The 7,153-nt window shown below is 38.2% G+C and carries 6 protein-coding genes; 3 read left to right on the top strand and 3 right to left on the bottom strand.

What is annotated here, in order from left to right:
- Window positions 1-211 precede the first annotated feature (211 nt).
- A complete protein-coding gene (locus AACZ30_RS12010; RefSeq protein WP_339649595.1) occupies window positions 212-574 on the bottom strand; it encodes a YraN family protein in 363 nt (120 codons plus the stop codon).
- 59 nt (window positions 575-633) lie between these two features.
- On the bottom strand, window positions 634-1,203 hold the full coding sequence (locus AACZ30_RS12005; protein WP_339649594.1) for a hypothetical protein: 570 nt from the start codon (window positions 1,201-1,203) through the stop codon (window positions 634-636).
- Window positions 1,204-1,360: 157 nt separating this feature from the next.
- Between AACZ30_RS12005 and metG the strand changes: the two genes are divergently transcribed.
- The 3 genes from metG (at window position 1,361) to AACZ30_RS11990 (ending at window position 6,442) form a co-directional block, all read left to right on the top strand.
- A complete protein-coding gene (gene metG / locus AACZ30_RS12000; RefSeq protein ID WP_339649592.1) occupies window positions 1,361-3,448 on the top strand; it encodes a methionine--tRNA ligase in 2,088 nt (695 codons plus the stop codon).
- A gap of 151 nt (window positions 3,449-3,599) precedes the next feature.
- Window positions 3,600-4,502 (top strand): histone deacetylase, encoded by a 903-nt coding sequence (locus AACZ30_RS11995; protein WP_339649590.1) that lies wholly within the window; start codon window positions 3,600-3,602, stop codon window positions 4,500-4,502.
- A gap of 161 nt (window positions 4,503-4,663) precedes the next feature.
- Complete coding sequence (locus AACZ30_RS11990; RefSeq protein ID WP_339649588.1) at window positions 4,664-6,442, top strand: glycoside hydrolase family 9 protein; 1,779 nt, start codon at window positions 4,664-4,666, stop codon at window positions 6,440-6,442.
- Window positions 6,443-6,593: 151 nt separating this feature from the next.
- Here the strand turns inward: AACZ30_RS11990 and ssb are convergent, their stop codons facing one another.
- Window positions 6,594-6,926 (bottom strand): single-stranded DNA-binding protein, encoded by a 333-nt coding sequence (ssb, locus tag AACZ30_RS11985; RefSeq protein WP_057482539.1) that lies wholly within the window; start codon window positions 6,924-6,926, stop codon window positions 6,594-6,596.
- Window positions 6,927-7,153: the final 227 nt, after the last annotated feature.

Below are 7,153 nucleotides of genomic sequence, written 5' to 3'. Positions count from 1 at the left end.
AAACCTGTGAGGTCTTTTTGTTTTTTGAAAAAATCCGTCAAGCTGAACTTGTTTCAGCTTCTAACATGATTTGAATATCACTATCTTAGATTCTGAAATGATTCTGAATCTTCGGGACAGAATGACGAATTTAAAAACTTTTCGGATAGCTTTTTTTATAACTATTTTGAATTGAAAAAATCCGGTTAAAATGCAGTTTTATTTGAAACTATCACTCAAAATGCAAAAAAGCATCTTCAAGATGTTCTACCTGTATTCCGGCTTTATTTCTTATAATCGCAATTATATCAAAACGGGTTTCCAGGTTTAATTGATTGTCATTCAAAAAAAAATCGGCAGCCTTTACAAGCTGCCGAATTTGTTTAGGCTTTACAAAACTTTGTGGGTCCCCAAAATCGGGTGTGCTTCTTGTTTTAACTTCTACTACTACCAAAGTGCTATGCTTCCGGGCTAAAATGTCTATTTCCGCTTTGTTATAAACATAATTTTGAGCCAGAATTTCATAACCTTGTTTTAAAAGGTACTCTAAAGCGAGGCGTTCACCCAATTCCCCCAAAGCGTTATGCTGAGCCATAAAGTGAATTTAGGATTTATTCCAGGTTTCTATACCCGGGGATTTCCCGTAAAAAATAACTAATTCACTAGCATTATACTGGCAACTTTTAAATCTAAACTTTCAATTTCTTCTTTGCTGGCTTCAATTATGCGATCACCATAAAACTTATTGGCTACTTCTCCTTTGGGAGCCAGGAACACCCTTAAATTAGAATTTTCCAGCTTCCCGTTATTCCACATAACCGCACCGCCGTAGTCCCATCCAAATCCGTAGAAAGAGATCTCCTTTTTATTAAGCTTATTCAAAGCTTCATACATGGTTCCTATTTCAATGCCTTCTGTTGATTTCCATTTTCCATTTTCAGAAAACCGAATATCAAAAATTTCTTTACGATCTTCAGTTTTCCAGGTAATATGCAATTCATCTGGCGTATTGGGATACATTACTGTATAGGCCCGCTCTACTGTTCCTTCTTCAAACATGCCGGTATCTTCAAGAATATTTGCTTCAGGATAATTTGCCTTCAATTCCTCAGCATTATAATTTGTAAGGTTTTCAACCACAAATTTATCTTTAGACATTTTGCTATTAGAACTTCCACAGGCTGCAAGACTAAGTACAATAATTATTAAGCTTAATTTTTTCATTGGTTAATTTTTATCGATTTAAAACTTTTGGTATTCGAAATAAATTTAAAGGCTAAATTGAGGAACATTTCCTATAGACGCCTTCTGTTTTACAAGAATTTAACGCGTATTTTTAAGGAGTTGCTTACCTTTGCGCCCTCAATAAATTTTAAGATAAATGAATAATACTCCACAGCGATACACTATTACCGCAGCATTACCATACACCAACGGCCCCATACATATTGGCCATCTTGCCGGTGTTTATGTTCCAGCCGATATTTATGCCCGTTATTTACGAATGCAGGGCAATGATGTGGCTTTTGTTTGCGGAAGTGATGAGCACGGAGTGCCTATTACCATAAAAGCAAAGAAAGAAGGTGTTACGCCGCAGGATATCGTAGATAAATACGACGGAATTATCAGGAAATCTTTCGAAGATTTTGGCGTTTCTTTTAATAATTACTCAAGAACTTCAGCCAAAGTACATCACGACACCGCTTCGGCATTTTTCAAAAAGATGTATGAAGATGGGAAGTTTATTGAAGAGACTACGCAACAACTTTACGACGAAAAAGCAGGACAATTTTTGGCCGATAGGTTTGTAACCGGAACCTGCCCGAAATGTGGAAACGAAGAAGCCTATGGTGACCAGTGTGAAAGCTGCGGAACTTCGCTAAACGCCACAGATCTTATTAATCCAAAATCGGCAATTACCGGCGAAGTACCAACTTTAAAAGAAACCCGCCACTGGTTTTTACCATTGGATCAATACCAGGAATGGCTGGATGAGTGGATCATAAAAGGCCACGCCCACGATTGGAAAAGCAATGTACACGGGCAGGTAAAATCCTGGTTAAACGATGGTTTGCGCGCAAGAGCCGTAACTCGTGATTTGGATTGGGGGATTCCGGTGCCGGTAGAAGGGGGTGATGGCAAAGTACTATATGTTTGGTTTGATGCGCCTATTGGCTACATATCTTCTACCAAAGAATGGGCCGAGCGCGAAGGCAAAGACTGGGAGCCGTATTGGAAAGACGAGAATACTAAACTGGTTCACTTTATAGGAAAAGACAATATTGTATTTCACTGTATTATTTTCCCGGTAATGCTTAAAGCACACGGCGACTATATTTTGCCTGAAAATGTTCCGGCAAACGAATTTCTTAATTTGGAAGGGAAAAAATTATCTACCTCCAAAAACTGGGCGGTTTGGTTACACGAATACCTTGAGGATTTTCCAAATCAGCAGGATGTGTTGCGTTATGTATTGACCGCAAATGCTCCTGAAGCTAAAGACAACGATTTTACCTGGAAAGATTTCCAGGCCAGGAATAATAATGAGTTAGTAGCCGTTTTCGGCAACTTTATAAATCGGGTCGTTGTCCTTACCAATAAATATTACTCTGGAATTGTTCCAAAACCAAATGATTATTCTGAAGTTGACGAACAAACCATCACCGAACTAAAGGCATATCCGGCGGTTATTGCGAGTTCTATTGAAAAATACCGTTTCCGCGAAGCGCAAGGTGAATTAATGAATTTAGCCAGATTAGGAAACAAATATTTAGCCGATGAAGAGCCCTGGAAACTCATTAAAACCGATGAAGAACGTGTAAAAACAGTGATGTATGTAGCATTACAAATCGCTTCAGCACTAGCTACTTTAAGCGAACCATTTTTACCATTTTCTTCAGCGAAACTTCAGAAAATGCTGAATTTCACCGATGCTGAAAGTCAGCTTTCCGGCAAGGAATATTCACAATGGGATAAGATTGCTACAAGAGATTCATTACTTCCGGCAGGGCACCAAATTGGAAAAGCAGAATTGCTTTTCAGCAAAATAGAAGATGCTCAAATGCAGCAACAATTAGACAAACTGGAAGCCACAAAAACTGCTAATGCAGCCGAAAACAGTAAGGTAGAACCTCAAAAAGAAACTGCTACTTTTGAAGATTTCACCAAAATGGATTTGCGTGTGGGAACTATTATCGAAGCGCATAAGATGCCAAAAACCAAGAAATTAATGGTGATAAAAGTAGACACCGGGCTGGATCAAAGAACGGTAGTTTCAGGAATTGCAGAACATTATAAGGCTGAAGAAATAATTGGTAAAAAAGTCACGGTTTTAGCAAACTTAGCGCCAAGAAAACTGCGTGGTGTAGAAAGCCAGGGAATGATTTTAATGACCGAGAATTCTGCAGGAAAACTAGTATTCGTAAATCCGGATGAAGATGGTGTAGAACCGGGGACAACTATTAATTAAGTTTATTAAAAATGCATCTGAAAAATTGCCAATAAGCGTCATTGCGAGGAACGAAGCAATCTAAAATTGCCGACTCTCAACGGGCAGATTACTTCACTGCGTTCGTAATGACGTTTATAATTTGCTTATTGAATTGCCAATTACCTTGCAAATGCTCAAAATCGCCTACCATCCCATCTATAAACATCCGTTACCTGAAGGTCACCGTTTCCCTATGGAGAAATATGAATTGCTGCCAAGGCAATTACTTCACGAAGGAACCTGTAGCGAGGAAAATTTTTTTGAGCCGGAATTTCCAACTGACAAATATATTCTAAAAGCTCACGATGCAGATTATTTTGAACGCTTACGTGATTTAAAACTAAGCACCAGGGAAATTAGAAAAAGTGGCTTTCCACTTTCTGAGGCTTTAGTGAAACGGGAAATGATCATCGCCGACGGTACGATGAAAGCCGTGCATTATTCCCTGGAACATGGAATTGCTTTTAATATTGCTGGAGGTACTCATCACGCTTATTCTAACCGGGCCGAAGCATTTTGCTTACTTAACGACCAGGCAATTGCTGCAAGATATCTTCAGCATAAAAATTTAGCTGAAAAAATTCTTATTGTAGACCTGGATGTTCACCAGGGAAATGGAACAGCAGAGATCTTTCAGGATGATGCATCGGTTTTTACTTTTTCTATGCACGGAAAAGGTAATTATCCGTTCAAAAAAGAAAAGTCAGATCTTGATATTGAAGTCCCCGACGGCAGTGGTGATAGTGAATATCTAAAACTACTAAAAGAGACATTACCTGATTTAATAGCGAGAGAAAAGCCCGATTTTATTTTTTACTTAAGCGGTGTTGATATTTTAGAGACTGATAAACTCGGCCGACTCTCCTGCACGGTAAATGGTTGTAAAGAAAGAGACAGGTTTGTTTTGCAAACCTGCTACGATTTAAACATTCCGGTTCAATGCAGTATGGGTGGCGGCTATTCTAAAGAAATTAGGGTAATTATTGAAGCCCATGCTAATACTTACCGATTGGCTAAGGAAATTTACTTTTAGCAAAATTTTCCCTTTTAAAAAATTCACTTTCCGCTTCTTGATTACCAGGAAATTTTAGCAATTTCAATAGAAAAATAAAACAGACATGGAAAAATGCTTTAGGAGCATTAACTTTAGTGTCGTTTAATTCAATATAATTATATCAATTTTAAACCTAAGTTATGAGGCTTGCAACAATATTCCTGGTTCACTTTGTATGTTTTTTTCTGAATATTTCAGCATTTGCACAATTAAATCAAGAAAGTTCAGGTTCAGATAAAATCAGGATCAATCAGGTTGGATTCTATCCTACAGGCCAAAAAATAGCGATTGTTGTAACTTCAGAAGCTACCAATTTTTCAATTCTTACAGCAGATGAAAAGAATGAAGTATTTTCAGCAAAACTTAGCGATGTTAAAGAATGGCCGCATAGTAAAGAAACCGTAAAACAAGCGGATTTTTCTTCCATAGAAATCTCAGGAGAATATGTATTACAAGTTCCGGGAATTGGTACCAGCCATTCTTTTTATATAGACAAAAATGTACATTTTGAGCCAGCAAAGGCAAGTATGAAGGCTTTTTATTTTCAAAGAGCTTCTACTGCTTTACCCGAAGAATATGCCGGAAAATGGGCGAGAGAAGCCGGCCATCCAGACAATTTGGTAAAAGTTCATAATTCGGCCGCTTCAGAGAATAGACCGGCTGGATCTACTATTTCAAGCCCCGGAGGATGGTATGACGCAGGAGATTATGGAAAGTATATTGTAAACAGCGGAATTACCATGGGGACTTTGTTTTCGCTTTATGAAGATTTCCCGGAATATCTGGACACACTTAATTTAAATATTCCAGAAAGCGAGAACAATATTCCGGATTTTCTTGATGAAACATTGTACAACCTAAGATGGATGATGACAATGCAGGGTAAAGACGGAGGTGTTTATCACAAGCTTACCAGCGCGAATTTTCATGGTGCAGTTGCGCCAAAAGATGCTACACTTCAGCGATGGGTTATACAAAAAAGTACAGCAGCTACTTTAGATTTTGCTGCAGTAACGGCACAGGCAACAAGAATTTTCGAAGATTATAAAGATGAATTACCAGGATTATCAGATTCGCTTTTGGTAATGAGCGAAAAAGCTTATCGCTGGGCGAAAGAAAACCCCGATGTAATTTACCAACAGGAAAAATTAAAAGATCCCGAAATAAACACTGGAGCCTATGGAGACCGCAATTTTAAAGATGAATTTCAATGGGCTGCCACAGAACTTTTTATAACCACAGGAAAAAAAGAATATTACCAGGAAGCTGGCCTGGAAAACCCTTTAGCACAAGACTTTGGAATTCCCGCCTGGCCAAATGTAAATACGCTTGCCCTCTACTCTCTTGCCAGGCACAGGGAAAATTATAAGGATAGTGAGCTTGTAAATATTAATGCCATAATTGAGCAGCTTACCCAAATGGCCGATAATCTGGTAGCTTCATCAAAAAGTTCTGCTTATTCGATTCCAATGGGAATAAATGAATCAGATTTTGTTTGGGGAAGTAACTCCACCGCAGCAAACCAAGGAATACTACTTTTAAATGTATACGAAATAACAGGCGACAGGAAATATCTTGATACTGCAAATAGCAATTTGGATTACCTGCTGGGAAGAAATGCCACGGGCTTTTCCTTTTTAACCGGTTTTGGCGAGAAATCTACAAGAGATCCGCACCACAGACCTTCTGAAGCTGACGACAATGAAGATCCGGTACCCGGACTTTTAGCCGGTGGCCCAAACCCCGGGCAACAAGACAAAAATGAATGCGCAGAGAAATACACAGCTGCGCATAGGCACCCTGCAACTTCATATATTGATAACCGTTGTAGTTATGCCAGTAATGAAATAGCAATTAACTGGAATGCTCCTTTTGTATATCTTGCCAATGCTATAGAGGCAATACAGCGGTCAAAATAGTTAACTCTAATAAGTTTTTACACTTTTAGTTTTGCTATTGGATGGTACAAAATAAAAGTGGTTATTATCTTTTTTAAAGAAAATAACCACTTTTGCTCCACCTTAGCATTTGTACTCTTTTATAATTCTGAGAAATAATGCCCAAACCAGATTATTTTCCCATTAAAAGCAATTCATTACAAACTACTTCGGTTATATAGCGCTTGTTCCCGTCTTTATCATCCCAGCTTCGGTTGGTGAGTTTTCCCTCTACTCCAACTTCCTTGCCTTTATTTACATATTTTTCAACCAGCTCTGCGGTTTTCCCCCAGGCTACAATGTTATGCCATTGCGTATCGGTTATGCGTTCGCCATTTCCGTTTTTGTAACTCTCATTGGTAGCTACCGAGAATTTGGCCAGTTTCTTTCCAGATTCCAGGTTTACGATTTCAGGCTCTCTCCCAACATTCCCGATCAACTGTACTTTGTTTCTAATAGTGCTCATAACGTATTAATTTAAAAAGCTGAAAATCGTTAGTTCATTTCAACAGGACAAACATAACACAGTCTTTTAGTAGTAATCGTCTGGGAATTATTTGTTTACGTTTAAAGACGTTTGTAAACGTTTGGAAATGAATTAAGCAATCGGAAATTTTTTGTAATATTAAATTTCATAATTAAGACTTACCATGACCGAAAAAGAAAAAATGCTTTCAGGCCAATTATACCTGG

Origin of the sequence: uncultured Salegentibacter sp. (genome assembly GCF_963972535.1) — a bacterium.
Classification (GTDB): Bacteria; Bacteroidota; Bacteroidia; order Flavobacteriales; family Flavobacteriaceae; genus Salegentibacter.
The sequence above is the reverse complement of the archived record's forward strand: the minus strand, read 5'-3'. Positions and strand labels throughout refer to the sequence as shown.

What these genes read in the sequence shown, in the direction of transcription:
- AACZ30_RS12005 (WP_339649594.1), bottom strand. Translation starts at nt 1,203, where the DNA reads ATGAAAAAATTAAGCTTAATAATTATTGTACTTAGTCTTGCAGCCTGT.
- AACZ30_RS12010 (WP_339649595.1), bottom strand. Translation starts at nt 574, where the DNA reads ATGGCTCAGCATAACGCTTTGGGGGAATTGGGTGAACGCCTCGCTTTA.
- AACZ30_RS11995 (WP_339649590.1), top strand. Translation starts at nt 3,600, where the DNA reads ATGCTCAAAATCGCCTACCATCCCATCTATAAACATCCGTTACCTGAA.
- ssb (WP_057482539.1), bottom strand. Translation starts at nt 6,926, where the DNA reads ATGAGCACTATTAGAAACAAAGTACAGTTGATCGGGAATGTTGGGAGA.
- AACZ30_RS11990 (WP_339649588.1), top strand. Translation starts at nt 4,664, where the DNA reads ATGAGGCTTGCAACAATATTCCTGGTTCACTTTGTATGTTTTTTTCTG.
- metG (WP_339649592.1), top strand. Translation starts at nt 1,361, where the DNA reads ATGAATAATACTCCACAGCGATACACTATTACCGCAGCATTACCATAC.